Genomic DNA, 20,410 nt, shown 5'->3' with positions numbered 1-20,410 from the left:
GTTCAACACGCCGCAATCGGTTGTCGTCGATTCTGCGGGCAGCGTTTACGTGGCCGACCGCGGCAACAACCGGATTCAGAAGTTTTCCAGCAGCGGTGTTTACCTGACGGAGTTCGGCTCCGAGGGAAACGGTCCAGGCGAGATTTCCCTGCCCCGGCATATTTCCATCGATGGTCTTGATGCAATCTACATCGCCGACCTGGGCAACTCGAGGATGGTGAAGTTTTCGGCACCGGGCGGTGACGACCCAACGGTACCGCACGAATTTGAATTCAGCTTTGGTGGCCCGGGTCTCGGTCCCGGTGAGTTCACCACCATTGCAACCTCGCTGGTGGATGAAACCGGCAACATCTTTGTTGCTTCCCACGGCGCTGATCGAATCCAGAAGTTCGATTCTGACGGGCAGTTTCTCCTGGAGTTCGGCTCGCTGGGCTTTGGCGCTGGCGAGTTCGTAAATCCCCGGGGTATGGCGATCAACACCTCCGACGAGCTGCTGGTCGGCGATAGCGGCAACCGAATTCAGATTTTCGATTTGTCCGGCAACTTCCTGCGGGAACAATCTCCGATACTCGAGGAGGAAGGGCTCAATCTGGCGGCGGGTGACATCGACATTCTGCCGACGGGTGAGCTGGTGCTCGCCAATCTCTTCACCGGCGATATCGTGAAGACCGACTCGGCGGGCGTGGTGCAGACGACTTTCTCCTCGCAGGGCACCGGGCCGTCGCGATTCCAGGCCCCCCAGCAGCGTGACGAGCAACGCTGCTGGGCAGATTCTGGTGAGCCACGGGAGGAGCACTGGTGGAACGCGGATCCAGACATTCAATGGTGACGGCCAGTATCAATTTGAGTACGCGTTGGCCGAACGGCTTGATTTGATAGCGCAGCGCGCAGACGGGGGGCTCTACGGTGCCGGCGATGGGGCGATCTATCTATATGACCCACCCGCGTCGGGTCAGCCTGCCGACCCCCCTGAGTTAACAGCAACGATCTCGCAGCCCACCTTCTTGTCCCAGGTGATCCTTGTCGGGAACGAGGGAGAGGATCAGCTGGTGATTCCCAGCACCAACCCTGGATTTCCGCCCTCACTCGGGCCGTTCAATACGCAGTCGGGTGTTACTCAGTCGATTGCGGTGGCGGACCTCGACAACGACCGTCAGCTGGATTTTGTCTTCGGTCGAACGGGTCAGAACGCTATTTTGCTGGGTGATTTCCCGGCCCTGATCAACACTGACGTGGCTCTGGGCACGAGCACGGACGACACCCGAGCGGTGGTGGCTGCAGATGTCGATGGCAATGGCAGTATCGATATTGTTACCGCCAACGCCGACGCGGCCAACCGCGTGTTCCTGAATGACGGCTCAGCCAACTTCTCGGCCGGCAGCACCTTCGGAGCTGGGGATGACACCCGTGCACTGGCCGCAGCAGACGTGGACGACAACGGCACAATGGATCTTTTTGTCGGCAACGCCGCGGGTCAAAGCCGGATCTATCTGGGGGATGGCGCCGGCGGCTTTACGGCCGGACAGCTCATCGGCGGCCCCTCCGATACCATCCTCGCCGCCGGTTTTGCTGACGTCGACCGCAGCGGCACCTTTGATCTTGTCATAGCCCGCAACGGCAGCAACCAGGTCTTTGCCAACATCGGCGGTACCTTTGCTGCGCCCACCAACCTGACAGAAGACGTTTTTGATTCTCGGGATCTGGCGTTCGCCGACATCAATACCGATGGGTATGTCGATGTGGTGGTCGGAAATTTTGATCAGGTCAATCGCTATTACCTGAATGACGGAACCGGGGGCGGCTGGTCGGGCTTTGACGTGGGCTCGGAAGCGGAGGCGACCACGGCGATTGCGGTGTATGTCGAGAGTATTTTTCCGGTTCTTGCGGTCGGCAATGTCGGTCAGGCGGACCGTCTTTACTTCAGGGATCAGTTTGGCAATACACCCTTTTCGCGTTCGGCTGTGCTGCCGGATGACGGAGATATGAACACCCGCGCCCTGGCCACGGCGCCCGATATTTCACAGCGGAGTATCGGCGAGCTGACCTTTGCGAACAGCCTGGTGATTGGCCCGTCCGGCAACTTCTACGTTCACGATTTTCGCCTGCGGAAAGTTATCCGCTATAGCGCCAGCGGCCAGGTCCTGGCGGAAACTCGCCTCGATCCGGCCCCTGGAGAAGCTGCCTTGATCTTTAACGGCGTGGGCGTAGACAGCAACGAGCGACTCTACGTCAGCGACGGGTACAACAACCGCATCTATCGATATGCGCCGCCGTTGGATCTTAACGGCAACGATCCGCACACGCTGGAGGCCACCTTTGGTGAGCCGGGCACCGGGGACGGCGAGCTTGACGCCCCGGCCGGCATTCAGGTGTTGAGTACCGGTAATCTGGCGATTTCAGATCGGCAAAACCGGGTCCAGATCTTCTCGCCCGACGGCCAGTTCTTGTCCACCGTTGGCCGTTTCGGTTCGATACCCGGCGCCTTCGGTTCTGTCGATCAGATGGCGGAGCTAGACGACGGCCGGCTGGTCACGGTGGACAGGCGTTTCAGTCGAGTCCAAACCTTCAATCCGCAGATTGTGTCTGACAACACCAAGGTCATCATGGTGGCCGGCGGCGGGCCCTACCCAGGTAATGCGCTCTGGGACGCGACTCAAAACAACGCGAATTTTGCGTATCGGGTGCTCGTCAGCCAGGGCTTCACGAAAGAGACCATCTTTTATCTGTCGGATGACACCGACCTCGACCTCGATGGAAATGGGCTCCCCGATGACGTCGACGGCGCCGCTTCCGTTGCCAACCTGGCAGAGGCGTTCGCCACTTTTGCTGCTGACGCCGAGAATCTGATCGTCTATCTCATCGATCACGGCGGCCTGGACACCTTTCGCATGAGCGGTACCGAGACCCTGTCAGCGGGGGCCGTTGGCACGTTGCTGGATAACTGGCAGGGGGCGGGCGTCAGCCGAGGCGCAACGCTGATTTATGATGCCTGCCAGTCGGGCTCGTTTCTGGATGAAACGCGATCCGATCAGTTCGACCGGATCGTCATCACCAGCTCGGGTGCCGACGAGAACGCCTACTTTGTCTCCCAAGGAACGCTGTCGTTTTCCAACCAGTTCTGGACCCATATCTTTAACGGCTTGTCGCTGGAAGACGCATTCACGCTGGCCTCGCAAACGCAGTCGACGTCGTTTCCCCAGCAAACGCCCATGGTGGAGTCAGACGGTGACGGCGTCGCTAATTCCACTTTCGATCTGGCCAGGCTTGCCGGTCAGTTCATCGGCAATGGCACTCAAATTTTCGGCGAGGTACCGGAGATTGGTTCCGTGTCGGTCAGCCCGCCCAGCGGGAGCTCCGCGACCGTAGACGCGACGAACGTGACCGACGGTGATGGTATTGGCCGGGTCTGGATGGTGCTGCGCCCGCCGGGCTTCAATCCGGGTTCCCCTGACAATCCTGTACAAGATCTGCCGACAGTTGAGCTGGCACGAGATCCTGGCACCGACAATTTTTCGGCCTCGTTCAACGGCTTCACCAGTGAGGGCACGTATCAGCTCACCGTCTACGCACAGGATGCCGTCGGCAATACGGCGGTGCCGCAGGTCGCCTTCCTGACGATCGATAATCCGCTGCGCCGCAAGGCCATTATTGTTGCCGGCGGTGAGCCCAGCGATTCGGAGGCGGAGCCAATCCGGATCAATGCGGCGCTCGCCTACAGTGCCTTGCTGCAGCAGGGTTACGGACCCGACGGGAGCACATGCAACCAAAGCCTGTGTGATGACATTCAATACCTGAGCAACACGGGCATAGCCGGTCTGGACGCGGCGGCCACGCTCGCCAATTTGGAGTTCGCGATCACCGACTGGGCCACTCAGGACGGTCAGGATCTGGCGCTCTATCTTGTCGGGGTCTCGGAAGGAGGTGGCCTGCGGCTCAACAGCGGTGAAGTGTTGACCGCCGTTCAGCTCAGCGCCTGGCTGGATACCGCTCAGGCAGCGCTGCCGGGGCCAGCGGTGGTGGTTTATGACGGTGAGCTGTCTGGCGATTTTGTGCCGGTCTTGGCACCGCCGGCCGGCGAGGATCGCATCGTGATCGCCAGTGATGGCGACACCTTGCGGTGTAACCTCGTGCTGGATGAGGACATCAGCTTTTCTCGGTTTTTCTGGGGCCAGGTGCTCAACGGCGCAACCGTCAGACAGGCTTTCAACATCGCGCGCCAGGGCATTCGCTTTTCCGAGCGCAGCCAGCGGCCGTTGCTCGACGACAACGGTAACGGGATCGGCAACGAATTCACGGATGGGCTGTTCGCCCGAAGCTACTCCTTGGGGTCCGGTGTCCTGCTGGCCGGTGACGAGCCGCTGATCGCCTCCGTGAACGCGCCAGCCACCATCGACGGCGTTACGGCGGTCGAGCTGGTCGCCGACGGCGTCACCAGCACCGGTGAAATCCTCTCCGTAGAGGCCATTGTTACGTTACCTAACTGCGAGGAGGTGCGGCTGCCCATGCAGAACAACGGCGGCGGCAACTACAGCGTCCAGACGCAGATCTTCAGCGACTTTTCCGGGATCCACGACGTGGCCGTTGTTGCCCGTGATGATGAGGGGCTTAGCTCGCTGCCCGCTGCGGCCCAGGTTGATCAGCTTTCTGGCAGCAAACTGTTTGCCGACAGTTTCGAGTAGCCAGAGTCAGGAGGATCGTTGGAAGACGGTACCCCTCGGTTAATCCCCGCCAGCGCCGAGACGCGTCAGAAGGTCGTCACGCCCGGGATAGCTGGAGCGAAGTTTGTCCACCAGCGTTCTTCGCTGCGTGTCAGCCTCCGCTGACCGTTCGGTGCGTTCGAGGTAGGTGACGTTTACCGTGTCCCGGTAAAAGCTGTAGGGGTGATTCGGCGCGCTGCTCATGCCCAGCTTCGCCTGTTCCAGCGCGTCGCCCGCGCAGCTGAGGTCGTCGATCCCCATACACAATTCGGCCAGCTGGGTCGCAAGCTTCGTGTCTTCGATATAGCCGTAGTCTCGAGCCTCGCCTGAATCCTTGATCAGCAGCTCCAGAAGCTCCCGTGCCTCGGGCGTATTGCCCCGCGCCAGCTCGACCGGCCAACCGTAGCGGCTCCAGCTTAAGACCCCAAAGTCATCCGGTTCCGTGTCCTTTCTTAACCCGGTCATCGCTTCATCAAACAAAGTGCCCGCTTCGTCGTGGCGTTCCCGGCCGCTCAGAAAGCCGGAAAAATAGATCATCGCTTCGAGCGTCATTTGACCGTCCGGGCCGAACACCTCACGCCGAAAGGCAATCGCTTCTCGATAAAGATCTTCCGCTTCATCCCAGTTGCCGATCAGCGCCTGGGTCTTTGCCATATTGCGAAGGGCAAGGGCCAAGGCCCGAGCGCCCCCGTCACCAATCTCCCGGGCGATGCCGATGCTTGTCTCGTAGTAGTTAATTGCTTCGTCGATACGGCCACCGTCCAGCAAAACGGTGGCCGCGTTGGAGTAAGCGCCGGCGACGTTTAGGTGCTTTTCCCCGAACAGCTCGATCGCAATCTGCAGGCTTTCTGTGAAGTGATCAGCGGCTGAGACCATGTCCAGCTGGCTGTAGTTGATAGCGCCCATCGCGTTATGCGCGTCGGCTACCTGCGGATTGAAACGGCCAAAATTTGCCCTCGCCAAAGCGAGCGCCTGCTGAAAATGAAATAGCGCCTGATCAAAGTCACGGTTGCTGCGGTGGGCCCAGCCAGCGGCGTTGTGCGGCGCGATCAGCTCATAGGAATCGGAGGGCAGCTCCTGCTGTGCCAGGGCAATCGCTTTGTCTGCCCAGCTGATGGCCTCATCCATCCGGCGCTGAATGTTGTTGTGTACCGAAAGCTCGTTGTAGGCGCGCAGCCGGCCGAGCACCGATAGCTCGCTCTGCTCAGCCAGACGATTGGCGACTTTTTCATACGCCTGATTCGACGCTTCGAAGTCTCCTTTGACCGCGAGCAGCTGAGCCTGCGACTGCAGTAAGGTGAGTCGCTGATCGGGAGACAGGTCGGCGGTCTCGGAGGTCAGCGCGGCCTGCGCCAGCCATTCCTCAGCCTGGTCGGGGTCATTTTTCTGCTGGTAAAGATTGGCGAGGTGGATCTGCGTGTCGAACACCAGCTGCGGTTGCCCCGCGGGGTCAGCCACGGTGCTCGCCTCTCGCCATAGCGACTCGGCTTCGTCCAGATTGCCCAGAAGCTGCTGGAGTGAGGCCTGCACGTTCAAGGCTTCGGCTCGGGCCGAAGGTTCGTCTGCGAGCTGGTCTTCAACCACCTGGGCCGTCGTGGCCAGCGAGGACCGAATGAACTGATTTGGCCCATCCTCATTCTCGCCGGCACTGGCCCGGATCAGCTCGCGAAACGTTTCGCTGATCAGGGTCGACAGCGTACGGGTTACTCGGCTTGCGGTTTCCGCTCTAGCCTCCGCAACGCTTCTGGCCTCCGTGACCTCTCGAAGGTACCAGAACGTGCTGACCGATAGGGCCAGTACAGCCAGCACGCCGACGGCTACCGGCGCCGTGTGGCGCTGAACAAACTTGCTAAGCCGATAGCCGAGCGTTGGCGGTCGGGCCTGGATCGGCTCATTGTTCAGATAACGCTGCAGGTCTGCCCGAAGCGCGTTGACGTCCGTGTAGCGTTGTCCAGGATCGGGCTGCAAACACTTACTGACAATTTGCCACAGGTCCTCCGGCATGTTTTCCAAGGTATGGGCTTCAAACTCGACGCCGCGTGCTTCGGACGCTCTGAGAATCGACTCCGGCCAGGTGTGCTCCACAACCGGTTTTTCGACCAGCATGTGCAGCAGCAGCAAACCCAGCTGATAGACGTCGCTCGCGATCGTGACGGACTGACCCAGCATCAGCTCGGGGCTGGCGAAACCAGGCGTTAAGGCCTGGGTCGGATCACCATCCTGGTCATCACGGTCCACCAGCTTGGCGACGCCGAAGTCCAGCAGTTTGGGCACGCCATCATTGGTGACCATCACGTTGGAGGGCTTGATGTCCCGGTGAATGATCAGATGGCTGTGTGCATGGCCTGTGGCCGCGGCGACCTGCATGAGCAGCGATACGCGCTGCCGGATCGTCAGATGACGCTCGTGGCAGAAACGGTCGATCGGTTCCCCGTCGACCAGCTCCATGATCAGGAACGGAATGCCTTCGCTGGTGGCGCCCGCGTCAAACAGTTGGGCGATATGGGGGTGGCTCAGCTCCGCCAGGATCTGCCGTTCGCGAAAAGCCAGCTCGCGCTGGCGTGGCGTCAGTCGCGCGTTCAGCATCAGCTTGATGGCCACCGCTTTTTCGAACTCGCCATCAGAGCGCTGTGCACGATACACGCGGGCCATGCCGCCTTCGCCGAGGTTCGCCTCGATCGTGTAGTCGCCGATCACCTGGCCGGTTGCGTCCTCAACGGCCGATAACTCATCCATCGCTTCGATGGCACCGCCGGTTTTGAAGCGATCTTCTGAATTCTGGTTAGAGCTCCGGTCCATACGGCTCACCTGGTGCTTGGCATGGTTTGCACCAGTATAGCTATCGGCTTTGGCATCTCGACGGCGCGTAGGGCGCTCGGGGTATTGACGGGAAAAGAATGTCCTCCAGGCCGCTAGCCCATTGCCGGCTGGCAGTCACACATCACAGGGCGCTGACCAGCCCTTCCACCGTACAGTTGAGGTTTGCAGGATTGCCGAAGACGCCGGTGCCGTCATCGGTCGCCGCGAGCGTTTCAGTGGGTGCCAAGACGAGCAGGCCCGTAACAACGCAATCATCTAGTCCAGCGCCGATGACGCAATCAAGCGATTCGCCGGCGCCGTCGGAAAGACGAATTGTTGTTGCGGTGGCCAGACCGTCAGCGGTCTGCGCATGACAGCCGAATTGCGTCACGACAAAATCGTCCGGCGTATTGGGGTCATAGCGATAATAGGTTTGGCTGGCGCCCGGTGCGCGGACATAAAAATTCAGAAACGCCGGGGCTGTGACGCCAGCATCGAGCACGTTGAGCTCAGCAGCGCTGATGGTGGTCGAGCCATCCAAGGTGAGCGCCTGCCCCTCCAGCGTACCCCCAACCGTCAGGTTGGCGCTGTCAATCGTTACGTCTTCGGGCATCACGACGGTTCCATCGGTGCCGATCCTCAAGGCCCGACTGAAGGTAATCGGGTTAGGCCCAGCCGGTGCGACATAAAAATCGACGACGCCTGATGGACTAACTTCCTGCAAAAAGGCGCCCATCGTTTCGTCAAAACGTTGCCAGGCGCCGTTAAAGAACGCGTTTTTCGGCATGCTGGCAAAGCCGATAGGTCCTGCGTGAAGCCCGATGCCGCTACCCAGCTGTGAATTGGCAAACACCAGCACACCGTGCTGGTCGGTGCCGGTATTGATGGTTAGCGTGCTCTCTGGGCTGAAGAACGGGGCGTCAGTACCCATAGCGAAAAAGCCGTCCGGATGGAACGCCACCCGCACTGGGTTGAGCGCATAGTTAGGGTTGGCGCCATAGGTAAAAAACAGGCGATTCCCGGCCTGGCTGGTGCGCTTCAGCATCGTCCACTTACCTTCGAGGGTGCCGGCGTTCATCTCTCCCAGCACAATTGCCGAGCCGTTGGTTCCGCCCGGGCTGCTGTAGAGGCCCAGCACCGCGTCACTCGCCTCAACCAGCAGGTCCTCGCCCAGGAGCGACTGCGGTGCCGTCTGCAGCCCAAGATCAGCGCTGGTCAGGTGAACGGAAGACTGCGGCGTATCGGTGCCCAGTCCGACGCTCCCGGCGTTGTAGAACGCTGTCGTCCCGTTCACCTGCCAGGGCGTGGCGCCCGGCGGCCCGGGGTCACCCTGGGGTCCAGCCGGCCCCGGGTCACCCTGCGGTCCGGCGGGTCCGGGTTCACCCTGCGGGCCCATGGGCCCGGCTGCGCCGTCAAGCGCATACGCGGCGTAAGGCGCCGGGGAAATGGGCTGCCTCGGTTCGAGAACCGTGTAAGGACTGCTGCCGGCGGATGGCCTAACCGCAATCTCCAGCCAGCGCTCGGCGCCGTCAAAAACATCACTCCCTGCATCAATCATGACGGTAAAGGTGCCGTTCACCACGGCCACCGCCAGCTGTTCGTCGTTGACGCCAATCTGCAGCCCGGCAGTTGGCGCGCTCCACAGCGAGAAATCGAAATCTACCGCTTCGTTCAGCACCTCTCCGTCGAGGGTGAGTTCTCCCTGGTAGGTAAAGGCTTGAGAAAATGCGGGGGCAACCGCGGTCACCCCTATCGTCAACGAGGCCAGCCAGGCCAGGGCAAGAGGCCAAATTCTGCGGTGTGTGTGGATCGAAGCAGTCACGGTGAGTCTCCCTACGCCGCCGTTGTTGCGGCATGCCGAAATGGTTGAACCTGTCTATAGGCCAACGCATCACCAGCGCCGAATGCACACGGTTCTCCGAGCTCTTGGAGTTCTTTGGACGTTTGGTGCGCTATGGACGCACCGACAAACGCGGTTTCAAGCGCGCGCTAGCGCTAGTCCAGCATCACCTCGGCGGGATCCCGACGCGCCGTTGGGTTGACGGATCCCGTGGCTCGCCCGACCCGAAGCAGAAGCTGTGGTTCGAGGCGCAGATCCGCGATTGACCTCACCTCAGGTCGGAGCGCGTCGGTTTCAATCGGCTGGTTGAGGTAGGAAATCGAGAGGCCGTGAGCGGTGGCCAGAAGCGAGATTTCCCCCAGCGCTCGACCCACCTTCAGCCATTCCTCAGGCGTTTCCTTGCAGCCAAACACGAGGAGTGCCGGGGTGCCGGCAAGCACCTTGTCTTCGTCCGACGCAGCAACGCCTTCTCCGATATCAAAGCTGCGGATCACCATGCGGCCAACCCCGGCAAGGATATCCGGCAAACCAAAACTTTCGCCGGACATGCCGTCGCGGCTGCCGAGACGCTTGGAATGCACCCAGCAGGCCAGCTCTCGCCGAAAACGTGGATCATGGAACTGCATGCGGTCGCCTTCACTCACGAGTCTGGCCAATTCGCTCCGCGCTCGCTGGGTTTCCAGCAGCCGGATTTCGATGCCTTGTCGTTCAGCGCACGCTGTGCAGGCCTCGGCAAAGTCTTTGGGCACGGGCTCCATGGCAAAGCTGGTCCGGTTGGTTCTGCGGATTCCGATGGCCTCAAACAGTTGGTTTTCGCTCTGCGTTGTCGGACTTCCCGAGTCAAAGGCTACCCGAGCCAGAAGGTCCGGCTCGCTGTTGTCGGGGAGCAACGTGACGGTTGCCGCCAAAGAAAACCGGCGGGCAGCAAGCTCGAGAAAGCTGATCGCCGCGCCGCAGCTGATCGTCAGCTCGCGGTCGAATGGATCGACGACCGGCAGCGCGCGGGTGCGATCGGCGTATACGTCGATTTGGGTCTCGGAGACGCGAAACAACCAGGGCTGTGTGTTGTGGCCCGAAGGCGCCAGGATCGCGTAGCCAACCAGGAACGCCAGCTGTTCCCGCCGAGATCCGCTGCGTGGAAAGTCCTCAGCGCTGATGAGCCAGGGTGCGGCGGCCTGACCGGTCATAGGTCTCTCCCGTGTTGAGCTTAGTTGCTGACGGCCGAACAAGCGGAGCTTGGCCGGCTACCGACCACGGTCAGGCTAGCAGCATGGTCAGCAAGCTAGAACCGTGGATATCCACTAGCCTCTGTCGTTTGGCTTCAGCGCCTCTCAAGGAGATCTGAGACCGCTGCCGACTCGTAAAACGGCTGCAGGCGCATCCTTAACAGCTCCGCGAGGACGCCTGAAGCGCGAAGTTGTTTCAGCAGCGGCGGGCCAAAAGCGAGGACTTCCTTGTTCACCATGCCGCGCTTGATGCCAAAGTCGTTGAGCAACTGCGCCACAGGCTGATCGCCATAATGATCGAAACAGTGCCCGATCAGAGACTCGGCTGTCTCCATAAACCAATCCGTTTGACGAAGCTCGTCCCACGTGTCTTTTAACCACGTGCCGAAGCGTTCAACGTCTTCCGCCTGAAGGTCTTCGGTCAGGTTGGTCAGCTTTACTTCCCCGATAGCGGGCCACGCCTCAGAAAACTGATCGACCAAGTTGTCGCTGGTCATCGCCGCATCCACAATCTGTTCGGAAGTTTTGATCAGTGAGGGCAAATAGCCTTTGATGAAGCTCTTGAGCTGACGTTCGACCGTCGCGTCCAGACCCGGGACAGCGCGCGTTGCCACTTTCCGCCCCAGCTTCAGCATCGATCCAACGCCAGGGACCTTTTGGGTGATGAGATTGTCCTGGATCAGGTAGTTCAACAGCGCTTCATAGACGAGGCTCGAAATCAGCTCGCTATATAATGGATGGCGGAATATTTCAGCGAGCAGCCTGCGGCGGGGTTCGTGCAGGCCGACAACCAGTTCTACCAGTTCGATATACCCGTCCGGGCCGATCAGATCTCGAAGTTCAACCTGAGATTCTGCCAGCTGCTCGCGAAACCGAAGCAAGAGTGAAACACCAAAATCGGTGACGGTCGGCGGCATTCGCGAATCGGCGAGCAGGCGGCGGGTTGCGGAGACACACCGTTTTTGGGTGATCAGCGCGCTGAGAGTCTGGTCCTCGGCGAAATCAAAGCCACGCTTTACGGCATCGCGAAGAAAAGTCTGCACACGCTTGTCGGTTAGCGCCTCCAGTTCAAACTCGACGTGTTGGTCGAGCAGCTGCTTGGCGATGGGGTGCATGGCGGTGAGCCCGTGTGTCAAACGGCGGACCGGCGAGTATACGCGCCGCGTAACGAGAAAGCTGGGTTCGAGCGAATCCATCCCGCCCCGTTTATCGGAGCTCGATCGGCACCTCTCGCAGGCAGCACCCTTGGAGTCCGTAGGTTTACTGTCTTGAGAGCGCTGAGCCAATGCTGCTAGGGTGACCGATAGCTGCAAGGGGATCGTCGAGATGAAAGCTTCTATGACCTTAGCTAGCCTGCTGCTGATCGGGCTTGTGGTTTCTGATCCGGTTTTTGCCGCCGAGGCGCCCCAGCAGCCCGGCGTTGGCGACGACAGCGCCGAGCTTTGGGATCGCTATTTTGAAGCCCGAGAGGGTGGGCGCAGCGACGACGCGCTTGAGATGGCCATCCGGTTGCGCGATCTAGCGGAAGCGGAGAACGGGAATACGAGTACCGAGTACGCCGTGGCGCTCGCCGAAGTGGGGATCAGCCGACTGCTCCGGGAGGATCATGATCTCGCCTACGCTGACCTCACTCTCGCGGAAGACCTGCTGGCTGGGCAGCTGCCGCTCTACAGTGAAAAGCTGATCCGAGCCCTGACCTTTCTTGGCGCATCGCTCAGCAATCGAGGGCGCTATGACGAAGCTCTGCAAGCCTATTCCCGCGCCCAGCACATCACCCACCGTCAATGGGGCACCGAAAACGACGCCCAGATCCCGCTCACCTACGCCAAGGCCGACGTCCTGCAGGCGCTGGGTGATCGTCATTTGGCCAATGAGCAGCAGCAGCTGGCCGTCAAGCTCCATCGCGTGAACCATGGCGAGACCAGTCCCCAGGCCATTGCCGCCGCGGCGCGTTACGGCACCTGGCTGCGGTCTCTCGGAGAATACGATGGCGCGATTGCGGTTTTTCATGAGGCGCTGAGCGAGGTTCAGGGTCGGGGGCCCGATCGACCAGAGTCGCTGCCGCTGCTGCGCGGTATGGCCCACGCCTATCGAGGCGGCTATCGCGGGAAGTTCGCACGCGGCATGTATGAACGCATCATCGAGCTGATGGAAAGTCAGCCAGAGGCTTTCTCGGTTGATCAACGAGTAGAGGCGCGGCTGGTGTTTGGCGACTGGCTGATGCAGCGCTATTTCGAGCGTCAGGCTGTCGCGCAGTACGAAGCGGCTTACGCTGTGGCGGCCGCCGCCGGACCGGATGGGGCGCATTGGCTGCCGCAGTTTGCCGAACCGCAGCTGGTTCGTTACGGCGACATGGCGCCGTTCAAAGTTGCCGGCGATGATCGACAGGTGACCTTTCAGTTCCGCGTCACCGACGATGGCCGTATCCGCAGCGCGAAGGTGTCAGAAACCAGCGCCGGATCGCGCGACAGCTCCCGGGCACGGCAGCAGTTTCCCAAGCTCACCCGCTATCGTCCGGCCATTGTTGACGGCAAGGCCCGAGGCGAGGACACCATGACAACCACCATGTACCTGTTGCCCGATGGTGTGGCCCTTGAGCCCGAGCCGGTGGCAGCACCGGCTCGGCTGACCTCCCGCGATGCGGTGGCGGTTTCCAACTGGACCCTGCTTCGGGGTCCGGACGCTATGACCCTCGACATCAACGAAGACGATTGAGCGCGGCATGGTGGTTCGCTAATGGCCGGAGGATTTGCCAAAGACGGCAACGTGCAGGAGCAGATCGACGCCACGATTGAGGATGCCGTCGCTCGCGCTCGTGGTCAGCTACCCCGGGGAGAGAGTTTGCAGCATTGCGAAGAGTGTGGCGTGGAGATCCCCGAAGCGCGCCGAGTGGCGGTACCCGGCGTCAGGCTCTGCGTAGCCTGCCAGTCAGCACTCGACGAGGAGGCCAAAGCGTATTCTGGCTATAACCGGCGCGGCAGCAAAGACAGTCAGCTGCGCTGAACCATAGCCTACTCGCCACTTTCGAGGCAGGGAACACAACGCGTGCTGGTGGGATCGACTCGGAGGCGCCGTGGGTCGATCAGCTCTCCGCACATGATGCACTCGCCGTATTCCCCGTTGTCCAAACGGGTCAGCGCTGCCTTTACCTGGCGGATTCGCAGCTGATTGCGTCGCGCTGCGGCAATCGCTATTTGCTGCGCCTGCATGGCGTCCATGCGCGTCAGTCGTCCCTGTCGGGTCTGGTCCAGCTCGACAGTCGCGGTGCTGTGGCGTAACGCTTCAGCCTCTTTCATAAGCTCGTCGTGCAGCCTCAGCAAAGCGGTTCGTGGATCGGGTTCAGCCATGGATAAGTTCGCGTTGGGAATCGTCATCATGCCCATTTTTCCATTTGTCGAAAACACCAGGAGCCGATGGCGGGACGGCGTTCAGACTTCGGTGTCGCGTCTACGAGTCTCGTAGGACGGGAAGAACGAACCGCTGCACGCCGAGAGGTCCAATATGCATTCCGAGGCACGCGGGCAACTAGGGCTTGCGACGGCTCCGACGGTAGCGCCCCGGACTCTCGCCAAAATGTCGTCGGAAAGCCTTGCGAAAGGCAACTTCTGATTCATAGCCCGCTGCTGCTGCGAGGTCGGTTGTCGATCGGCTCGTCTGGGCTAAGGCTCTAGCGGCTAGCTGCAGGCGCCAGTGTTTGACGTATTGTCCCGGCGTTGTGCCTACCGCTTTCTTGAAACGCTGAACGAACGCGGATTCGCTGAGGTTGCAGGCTGCAGCAAGTGCCTTCACTGGGTGGGAAGCACCCGGATCGCGATGAATCGATGCGAGCAGCGGCCCGAGCCTCGAATCACTCAGCGCGCTGAAGACGCCGCCGAGCCGCCCTTCCTGGGCTTCGAGCCTCAGCATTTCGATGAATACCAGTTCGGCGAGCCGATCCACAGCAACGTCGCCGCCCGGCTTTGGGATTGCCGCTTCGGCCATCCAAAGCTCAACGAGCTGCCGGGCGCTGGGGCTAGGTGCCTGGGCGAGGTCGAGGACCATCGTTGCCGGGAGCCCGGCGAGCAGCGGCGCGGCCGCCTGCCGGTCAAACGTGAAGTACCCACAAACCAGCCGGGTGGCGGGTTCCGAGATTGTCGGCGGCGGTCCCTGGTTGATCACCGCGCGGTCAGGCGGTGCCGCGCTGCCCGAAAGGAGGTGCTGACGATCGTGGGGAAACAGCACCAGGTGGCCAGGCAGGAGCTTTCGGGGCGGGCCGCTATGGTCGTGAAGCCACCCTTCGCCGCGCGAGACCAGGTGGAAAGGCACCTGATTGCTGCCGGATGTGTCTACCGCCCAGCGGCCGCAATATTGCGCGCGAAAAATCACGTTGGCGCCAAAATTGACCTGGCGTAGCAGCGTGCTCAAAGGATCGCTGGGCTCTACAACGGTTTCTGACATGTCTAGAGCGATTTAAGGCATATTTTCCTTCGCCCCCGAAGCCTACGATGGTCTCACTGATTCAGCAAATCTTTTTGGAAACTCTAGTTAGGAGAAAAACCATGTACGCGCTAATCCGAATGATTGCAGCCGGTGCGCTGCTCGCTGTCGCCGCCACGGCCTCCGCCGGCGTTGAGACCGCCACCGATCGCAATAACGTGATCCTGGCTGGCCACGATGCCGTGGCCTATTTCACGGAGGGACGCCCGGTGCGCGGCTCTGCCGACTTCACCGTGGAATACGATGGCGCCGTCTATCGATTCGCCTCGGCAGGCAACCGCAGCCTGTTCCAGGCCAACCCCGAAAAATACGCGCCGGCCTACGGCGGCTACTGCGCGCTCGGCGCTTCGTTCGGCAAGAAGTTCCAGGTGGACGGCAAAGCCTTCGAGATTGTTGACGGCCGACTTTACGTCAACAAAAACCGCCAGGCTTACAACGTTTGGAAGAAGGATATCCCAGGCAACATCGCCAAGGCGGACGCCAACTGGCCCCAGATCCGAACGGTTGCTGCCAGAGACCTCTAAGCACATCGCGAAGCCGCTCGATCATCGAGCGGCTTCGTCCCATACTTTCGGCTGGCTCAGTGCCCCCTTAAGATTTCCACCCTGAAAGTCGCCCGCCAAATTCGGCCCGAACAATCTACGTGAGGATATCTCTCTGATTTAGCGTCCCATCAATGGAGTAGCATCCATACCTAGCTGATCCGAGGAGGGGACCTCATGAAGCATTTTTATCGTCTGTTTTTTGCGTTTCTCGCCGCGACCATTCCCGGGTTGGGCCGCTCGAGCGCGGCGCTCGAGCCCGAATCTGTACCTTTTGTTTTTGCCAGCAGCGGCGGCGTCAGCCTCGGTTCCTATCAGGCCGGCGTCAACTGGGGCGTTGTGCGCTATCTCAAGGCCCGGCGCGGGCAAGGCTCGCTCGAAACCCGCAAGCCGGACCTGCGGGCTGCCACCGGCGCATCGGCAGGCAGTATCAATACGCTGCTGACCGCGGTGAGCTGGTGCCTCGATGACGCGCCGCAGAAATCCCGGTCCCGCGAGGCGGCGCGCCTGACGGCAAACGAGCTTTACGACAATCTATTTTTCAAGACCTGGCGAGAAGTAGGCATCGACGAGCTGCTGCCGTTTGCCGGTGCGTTGGCTGACGGTGAGCAGCTCGATTACGGCGAAACAGACGGCTTGTTCTCACGAACGGCTTTGTCTAAGGCGTTCGACGACATCCAGTTCGTTGCCGACAACGGCAGCTTCCGCCCGGACTGTGTCGTTCCGCTGGCCTTCACCGTGACGCGCGTGAAGGCGCAAAAACTCAATCAGGCTGGCGTTGAGCTTGAAAACTCGCGGTTTCTTGTTGCCATGGTTGCGCGCACGGTTGAGGGCCCAAACGGCCACCGCATGGTGTTTCAGGCCGACGTGACCACCGACGATCCAGCGCTGAGCATTTCGGACCCGGATCTGGGTAACCTCATCATGCTGCCGGCAACCGTGAACGGAAAATACCTGGCGCCGAGTCAAGTGAAGTCGGCCCTACTGGCCTCAAGCTCTTTTCCCGTCGCCTTCAGCCCCACCCTCCTCGAATACTGTGAGCCGTCCGCCGGTTTCCGGTCGGCGTCCGGCTGTCCCCAGGGTTATCGCCTGGTGTCCAACGAGCGTTTCGTTGACGGCGGCGTCTTTGACAACATCCCGCTGGGCGCGGCGAAGGCGCTTGCTGAACCGCGTCAGGACGACGTGGCGACAGCCGAGGATTACGGGCGGGCCGCGAGGCGTTTCGCCTACGTCTATGTCGATCCGGACGTGTTGAGAAGCGATGATAAGGTCGAAGAGGACTTCGATCTGCATGCCGATCCGCGCCGCAATGATCTACAAAGCCAGCTTGCCTTCCTCGGTGGTGCTTTCAGCTCTGCCCGCAACTATGAGCTCTATAACACGCTGCGCGATGGTGACTGGTCTCAGCAGGCCTGCGCCCTTGTCCTTAGGGTGCTGGAGGTCGGCGGAGCGTCGATTGGCCCGCGGCAGTTTTGCGAGCCGCTGTTTCGACTCTGGACTGACCCCGGTCTCGACTGCATCAGTGCCACGCCCTCCCGGGATGATCCGGAGACCGCGCGGGCCTGCATGATCGATATGGCGGTCGAGCTTGAACGCCAATACAACCTCAATCCGTTTGGCGGCGCCAACACGCCCGCCAACGAACTACGTTTAAGGCGGGGCAAGCTCGCCGAATGGATGAGCGCGGCCCTGGGCAACCTCGACGATGCGGAACGTGACCTGCGTCAGCTTGCGCAGACGATCAGCCATCTCCAGGACGACTCGCTGGGCGATCGACGACTCTACCTCACGTCCCGCTACCCCCGAGTAGTTGGTGAACTGCTGTGGGCGTTTGGCGCTTTTCTCGACGAGTCGTTTCGCCGCTACGACTACTACGCGGGGGTCTACGATGCGCTGGTTAATCTAACCGGTGCCGAGTGTGAGCCCTACGTCGGGGAACCACAATTCTCGGACTGCATGGCCGAGCGCTCAGAGCAGGTCTATCTTCTGCTTTGTGGAAACGGTGCGCTGTGCACAGACCCGGAACATCGCCAGGGCAATACGATCATCCGTTTCCTCGCAAACCTGGAAGGCTGGTCCTGGGAGTGGCTGGCAGACCTCCGTGTGGACGAGACAGAGCGAATGACTCAGCGACTGCTGGCGCTGGGGCGCGCGCTCCCCGTAGCGCTTGAGGTTCAGGTGCGACAGAATGCCAACTTTTCGGCGGCATGCGAGGCGGCGGCCCTCAAGTCCGGCGACGTCAACATTCGGCTGTTTAAGCTGCTGGCCTGCACGGAGGCCTACCGCGAGCCGTCCGGCGAAGACTGCGATCTGAGCGTTGTGGTTTGCCGGATTGTGCGGTTCAGCGAAGCGCACGTGAAGCGTTGGTACATCGATCTGATCCGCAGCGCCACCGATCGGCTCATGGTGCTCGAAGATCGCTCGGGCTATGGCACCTTGCCGGGGGAGCGACCGGGTGAACCGTATGCGGAGCAGGCAGCCTCCGCGGCCGGAACATCCAATCTCATCCGCGGCGGGCTGGGCGCCGTGCGCTGGGTGGCCGAATCGGCAGCGGTTCCCGACAACGGCGATGGAATGTATTTGTCGACCGCCGACCGACCGACCGGCTTTAACTTCTTGCCTTATTCGGTTGGCACCGACCTGCACGACGGCATGGGCAGCCTGTCCTGGGAGCCCCGTTATTACCTGAACACCCGCTGGTCGGTCGGCGCCAGGCTGTCCCCGGTGCTGAAAAGCCGCAACCGTGATCGCACGGTCCGTTTCACTCAGGGAGATCTCTACCTTAGCCGGCATTTCGACAGTCTGGGTCTGAGCAGTATTGGCATCGGACCCAGCTATAGCTATACCTGGCAGGGGCGCGGCGCCTTCGACGGGGGTGTGACGGGCTACAGCGCCTACGTCGGGATCCTCGGCGACAAGCTCCGACTGACCTATGGCGACCGGGCTTTTGACAGCGGCTTCGCCGGCGAGGACAACTACCTCCTGCTGGGCATCAACGATTTGCCGGGGATGTTTTACTGGCTATTCGGAGGCAACCGCGGTCTGCTGGGCGAGCGTTACCCCTGAGGCGCGCCTAAACCGGCTTTACGTCACAAAAGTTTCGAAAAAACTGTGATGAACCTCTCACGCATGGCGGATCGATGTAACGCACACTGCGGTTCGGAAAAAAGTCTGGCTCTAGATGGGATTAAGCGCAGTGAATGTATGGCGAGCAGTGTTGCTGGCGGGCGGGCTGGCGTGTTTAGCAGTTGGCACCGTGGTGCAGGCGCAGGGCGCCCGGTTTGCCGATGGTTTCGAGCCTGTCGGTCAGCGGAGCCTCACCCAGTTTGAAGCAGCGAGAATCCTGACGCAGGCGACGTACGGGCCGACGCCCGCTGAGATCGCTGCCCTGCAGCAGTCCGACCTGGAAACCTGGTTTAACAACCAGCTCAGCTCGCCGATCAGCCTGCAGCGCCCCTTTCTCGAAAACCTCGCAGCCACCCAAGGCGTCACGAATGGCGACCGCCGCAGCCGCTGGGGTTCGATAGCGATCTACGGTGAGGACCAGCTGCGACAGCGGGTCGCCTGGGCGTTATCCCAGATTCTGGTCATCAGCCAGCAGGGTATGGGAAACGACATTTTTGGGCTGGCGGAATACTACGACCTGCTGGCTCGCAACGCCTTTGGCAACTATCGACAGCTCCTCGAGGAGGTCAGCCTCAGTCCGCAGATGGGGCGGTACCTGAGCCATCTGCGCAACCGAAAAGCGAATCCGAATCGAGGCACGTTGCCCGACGAAAACTATGCTCGGGAGATCATGCAGCTTTTCAGCATTGGTCTGGTCAAGCTCAACCTGGACCATACGCCGATGCTGGATAATCAGGGGCAGCCCCTGCCGACCTACGACCAGGCCGTGATCGGTGAGATGGCAAAAATATTCACTGGCTGGACTTACGCCAATTCCGAAACTTTCTTTCGTGCTGAGGTCAATTACCTGCCCATGGTCTGCTTCGAAGAGGAGCATGAGCCGGGCGAGAAGGTGCTGCTGGATGGTGCCGTTGTTCCGGCGGGCCAGTCCTGTGAAGAGGATCTCACCGACGCGCTGGACATTATTTTTAACCACCCCAACGTCGGGCCGTTCATCAGCCGGCAGCTGATCTTAAAGCTGGTCAGCAGCAATCCGCCGCCAGAATACGTCGCGCGGGTGGCCCAGGTCTTTAACAACAACGGCAGCGGGGTGCGCGGAGATCTGGAAGCGGTGGTCCGAGCGATCCTGTTCGATCCTGTGGCCCGCGGGATGGCTCAACCGGCGCCGTTTGGGCGGCCGAGGGAGCCGCTGCTCAAGCTCATTGCCATGTATCGCGCCTTCAACGCGGTGCCGGCTCCGGACGGTCGTTCGGTCAACATTCCGACGGGCCCCTACGCGCAGAGCCCGCTTTTCGCACCGACCGTGTTCAATTTCTATTCCCCGGGCTACCAGGCACCGGGAGAGATTCAGCAGGCCGGTTTGGTTTCACCCGAGTTTCAGATCATCGACGAAGGCACGATCGCCACCGCCGCTAACCACCTTTTCAATCAGGGGTGGAACGGCAACACGGGTCAAACCAATCCGCCGGCCAACCGGCCGGCGATCAACGTGGAAGATCTGATTCCCCTGCTGGACGATCCGGCGGTGTTGGTGGACGAACTCGATCTGCGAATGCTCCACGGCAGCATGTCGTCAGCGCTTCGCCAGGCGCTGATCGCTACCGTAGAGGCCTACCCCAGTTCCGGGAATGACGATCGCAAAGTTTACGGTCTGATCCACCTCCTGCTGGTCTCTCCAGAATTTGCGGTGCAGAGGTAACGGCT

Annotated in this window: 13 protein-coding genes; 7 read left to right on the top strand and 6 right to left on the bottom strand. The window is 60.9% G+C overall.

Features of this window, described 5'->3' with window-relative positions:
* Positions 1–829, top strand: an 829-nt coding sequence (locus tag AAF358_21310; protein MEM7708105.1) for an NHL repeat-containing protein, incomplete at its 5' end; no start/stop codon positions are given.
* A complete protein-coding gene (locus tag AAF358_21305) occupies positions 747–4,679 on the top strand; it encodes an NHL repeat-containing protein (protein MEM7708104.1) in 3,933 nt (1,310 codons plus the stop codon). The genes AAF358_21310 and AAF358_21305, both read left to right, overlap by 83 nt.
* A gap of 39 nt (positions 4,680–4,718) precedes the next feature.
* Here the strand turns inward: AAF358_21305 and AAF358_21300 are convergent, their stop codons facing one another.
* The 4 genes from AAF358_21300 to AAF358_21285 form a co-directional block, all read right to left on the bottom strand.
* The gene (locus AAF358_21300) at positions 4,719–7,496 is read right to left on the bottom strand and encodes a tetratricopeptide repeat protein (protein MEM7708103.1); all 2,778 of its coding nucleotides are present in this window, start codon (positions 7,494–7,496) and stop codon (positions 4,719–4,721) included.
* 142 nt (positions 7,497–7,638) lie between these two features.
* Positions 7,639–9,243, bottom strand: coding sequence for a hypothetical protein (locus tag AAF358_21295; GenBank protein ID MEM7708102.1), 1,605 nt, complete (start codon positions 9,241–9,243; stop codon positions 7,639–7,641).
* A gap of 248 nt (positions 9,244–9,491) precedes the next feature.
* Entirely contained in the window at positions 9,492–10,523 is a 1,032-nt protein-coding gene (locus tag AAF358_21290) for a nitroreductase (GenBank protein ID MEM7708101.1), read from the bottom strand.
* A gap of 134 nt (positions 10,524–10,657) precedes the next feature.
* Positions 10,658–11,677, bottom strand: a complete 1,020-nt coding sequence (locus AAF358_21285) for a hypothetical protein (GenBank protein MEM7708100.1) — start codon at positions 11,675–11,677, stop codon at positions 10,658–10,660.
* 223 nt (positions 11,678–11,900) lie between these two features.
* Here AAF358_21285 and AAF358_21280 point away from each other — a divergent pair, with 223 nt between their 5' ends.
* Entirely contained in the window at positions 11,901–13,277 is a 1,377-nt protein-coding gene (locus AAF358_21280; protein MEM7708099.1) for a hypothetical protein, read from the top strand.
* A gap of 21 nt (positions 13,278–13,298) precedes the next feature.
* Positions 13,299–13,565: a DksA/TraR family C4-type zinc finger protein gene (locus tag AAF358_21275; GenBank protein ID MEM7708098.1), complete on the top strand. Its 267-nt coding sequence runs from the start codon at positions 13,299–13,301 to the stop codon at positions 13,563–13,565.
* Positions 13,566–13,573: 8 nt separating this feature from the next.
* Here the strand turns inward: AAF358_21275 and AAF358_21270 are convergent, their stop codons facing one another.
* Both AAF358_21270 and AAF358_21265 read right to left on the bottom strand, forming a co-directional pair.
* Positions 13,574–13,939 carry a TraR/DksA C4-type zinc finger protein gene (locus AAF358_21270; protein MEM7708097.1) on the bottom strand — a complete coding sequence of 122 codons (366 nt, stop codon included), beginning with the start codon at positions 13,937–13,939 and terminating at the stop codon, positions 13,574–13,576.
* 148 nt (positions 13,940–14,087) lie between these two features.
* Positions 14,088–14,999, bottom strand: a complete 912-nt coding sequence (locus AAF358_21265) for an AraC family transcriptional regulator (GenBank protein MEM7708096.1) — start codon at positions 14,997–14,999, stop codon at positions 14,088–14,090.
* Between the two features lie 101 nt (positions 15,000–15,100).
* On the opposite strand from AAF358_21265, the gene AAF358_21260 reads away from it, so the two are divergent.
* The 3 genes from AAF358_21260 (at position 15,101) to AAF358_21250 (ending at position 20,405) form a co-directional block, all read left to right on the top strand.
* Positions 15,101–15,562 (top strand): YHS domain-containing (seleno)protein, encoded by a 462-nt coding sequence (locus AAF358_21260; protein MEM7708095.1) that lies wholly within the window; start codon positions 15,101–15,103, stop codon positions 15,560–15,562.
* 195 nt (positions 15,563–15,757) lie between these two features.
* On the top strand, positions 15,758–18,646 hold the full coding sequence (locus AAF358_21255) for a patatin-like phospholipase family protein (GenBank protein ID MEM7708094.1): 2,889 nt from the start codon (positions 15,758–15,760) through the stop codon (positions 18,644–18,646).
* A 130-nt stretch (positions 18,647–18,776) separates the two neighbouring features.
* The gene (locus AAF358_21250) at positions 18,777–20,405 is read left to right on the top strand and encodes a DUF1800 domain-containing protein (protein MEM7708093.1); all 1,629 of its coding nucleotides are present in this window, start codon (positions 18,777–18,779) and stop codon (positions 20,403–20,405) included.
* Positions 20,406–20,410: the final 5 nt, after the last annotated feature.

This window comes from Pseudomonadota bacterium (genome assembly GCA_039033415.1).
In the GTDB taxonomy this organism is placed as follows: domain Bacteria; phylum Pseudomonadota; class Gammaproteobacteria; order Xanthomonadales; family SZUA-38; genus JANQOZ01.
The sequence above is the reverse complement of the archived record's forward strand: the minus strand, read 5'-3'. Positions and strand labels throughout refer to the sequence as shown.

What these genes read in the sequence shown, in the direction of transcription:
- AAF358_21275 (MEM7708098.1), top strand. Translation starts at nt 13,299, where the DNA reads ATGGCCGGAGGATTTGCCAAAGACGGCAACGTGCAGGAGCAGATCGAC.
- AAF358_21290 (MEM7708101.1), bottom strand. Translation starts at nt 10,523, where the DNA reads ATGACCGGTCAGGCCGCCGCACCCTGGCTCATCAGCGCTGAGGACTTT.
- AAF358_21260 (MEM7708095.1), top strand. Translation starts at nt 15,101, where the DNA reads ATGTACGCGCTAATCCGAATGATTGCAGCCGGTGCGCTGCTCGCTGTC.
- AAF358_21300 (MEM7708103.1), bottom strand. Translation starts at nt 7,496, where the DNA reads ATGGACCGGAGCTCTAACCAGAATTCAGAAGATCGCTTCAAAACCGGC.
- AAF358_21270 (MEM7708097.1), bottom strand. Translation starts at nt 13,939, where the DNA reads ATGATGACGATTCCCAACGCGAACTTATCCATGGCTGAACCCGATCCA.
- AAF358_21280 (MEM7708099.1), top strand. Translation starts at nt 11,901, where the DNA reads ATGACCTTAGCTAGCCTGCTGCTGATCGGGCTTGTGGTTTCTGATCCG.
- AAF358_21265 (MEM7708096.1), bottom strand. Translation starts at nt 14,999, where the DNA reads ATGTCAGAAACCGTTGTAGAGCCCAGCGATCCTTTGAGCACGCTGCTA.
- AAF358_21255 (MEM7708094.1), top strand. Translation starts at nt 15,758, where the DNA reads ATGAAGCATTTTTATCGTCTGTTTTTTGCGTTTCTCGCCGCGACCATT.
- AAF358_21285 (MEM7708100.1), bottom strand. Translation starts at nt 11,677, where the DNA reads ATGCACCCCATCGCCAAGCAGCTGCTCGACCAACACGTCGAGTTTGAA.